This window comes from Ruminococcus sp. D54t1_190329_F1 (genome assembly GCF_015551645.1).
GTDB classification, from domain to species: domain Bacteria; phylum Bacillota; class Clostridia; order Lachnospirales; family Lachnospiraceae; genus Blautia_A; species Blautia_A faecis.
The window spans coordinates 1-1,908 of the sequence record NZ_JADNDC010000090.1; the positions used below are offsets into that span (position 1 = coordinate 1).

Annotated in this window: 1 protein-coding gene; it reads left to right on the forward strand. The window is 41.6% G+C overall.

Features of this window, described 5'->3' with window-relative positions:
• Positions 1-518 precede the first annotated feature (518 nt).
• Positions 519-1,808 (forward strand): group II intron reverse transcriptase/maturase, encoded by a 1,290-nt coding sequence (gene ltrA / locus I2D69_RS19610; protein ID WP_173717583.1) that lies wholly within the window; start codon positions 519-521, stop codon positions 1,806-1,808.
• Positions 1,809-1,908: the final 100 nt, after the last annotated feature.

Here is a 1,908-nt window from a genome sequence, read left to right on the forward strand (position 1 = left end):
GTGTGTCCAGCAAAGCTGGACTACACTTGCCGGTGTAAGTCCGGTCACGGTAATCGCCAGTGAGCCGTGTAGTTAAACTCGGTGCGTTGTAGTAATACAGGGTGCTAAGCGAGTGGATAAAGTAACCTTGAAAAAGGTGCGAGCAATCATGCAGACCGTAACATAAAGTGAATTCTGCCGTATCGTTAAAAAGGTCTCGAAAGAGAGAAAAGGGAAGTTGAGCCTTGGCAAAATAGGCGAAAACCATGGAACGTGTGGAGAAACTGGAAAACAGCACGGAAGAATCCCTCGGTATAGAGGAAACGGTATGTATGAAAAGTGTAGTTCGGAACTGGAGAGACCCTACCCATCACCAAATGGTAAAGAGAAAGCGTATAAGCTTGGCGAAATCGTATTTCTGATGGAAGGGAGTCGGAGGGGAACATAGTACCGATAATGACTGTGCAAGAAAACGCAGTTTATGGGAAGGTTCCCTACTTCATTCATGTTTGTAGAGAGGGTAAGAGTGAGAGAATGTCATGCAGACTAATAACTCCAAAGAAAAAGTTCGACAACTTCAAAACAAACTATATCTGACAGCCAAGAAGTGTGACAGCCGAAGATTTCATGCACTTTACGATAAGGTATATCGAGATGATGTACTCTTTGAGGCATGGAAACGGGTAAAAGCTAACAAAGGTTCCAGTGGTGTGGATGGTGTCAAAATCGAGGATGTTGAAGCGATGGGAATTGAAAAATACCTATCAGAAATCAAATCAGAACTGATGAATGGAAAGTATAAACCATCTCCGGTAAAGCGAGTTATGATACCAAAACCAGACGGAAGTGAAAGACCTCTTGGAATACCAACGGTCAAGGACAGAATTGTGCAAATGGCTACAAAGATAGCAATAGAGCCAGTATTCGAAGCTGACTTTAGAGAATGTTCCTATGGATTCCGACCGAAAAGAAGTGCGAAACAAGCACTGGAAGTAGTAAGGAAAGCGTGTAACAACAAGGGCTATTATGTAGTAGACGCAGACATTGAAAAGTTTTTTGACAATGTAAACCAAGGAAAGTTGATGAAGCTGGTAGAGCAGAGAATATCAGACCGTAGGATATTGAAGCTGATAAAACAATGGTTAGTATCAGGAGTATTATATGGAAATGTACTGACAATCTCTGAACTGGGAACCAGCCAAGGTTCAGTCATATCTCCGTTACTGGCAAACATTTACCTAAACACACTGGACAGACTGTGGGAAAAGTATGGACATACTCACGGTATTCTTGTAAGGTACGCAGATGATACGGTAATCATTTGCAAGAATAAGAAAAGTGCAAATCACGCACTGAATTTATTGCAGTATATCATGGTAAAACTGGATTTAAAGCTACATCCAGTGAAAACAAAGATAGTCAGCATGTGGGACGGAAAAGAGGGATTTGACTTTCTCGGAATGCACCACAGAAGAATGACAACGGAAACACGCAAAGGACAACTGTACAAGGAAACGTATCAGTACCCAAGCAGAAAAGCCATGAAGAAAATGAAAGCCGAAGTCAAGAGGAATGTAAACAGACGAAGTCTGCTAGTTGCAAAGGAAGAGGATTTAATAAAGAATCTGAATCCGAAAATCACAGGATGGAAGAATTATTATTCCACCAAGAGAAACGAAAAGTGGATGCAGGCTCTAGACTGGTACATTATTTGCACTTTTACAAGATGGTATAACAAGAAACACCAGAGACGTAATCGTATGTCAAAGGTGGGATTTGTAAGAAATAGCATTTACGAAAAAGGATTAAAGAAAATGGCTAGAGCATGACGTAATGCTGTAGAAAGAAGAATGTCGGAAAGCCGTGTGAGGGAGAACCTCATGCACGGTTTGATGAGGGGCGGATGAAAATTTCATCCGCCTACTCTAC

Coding starts and splice junctions, on each gene's coding strand:
- ltrA (WP_173717583.1), top strand. CDS start 519: ATGCAGACTAATAACTCCAAAGAAAAAGTTCGACAACTTCAAAACAAA.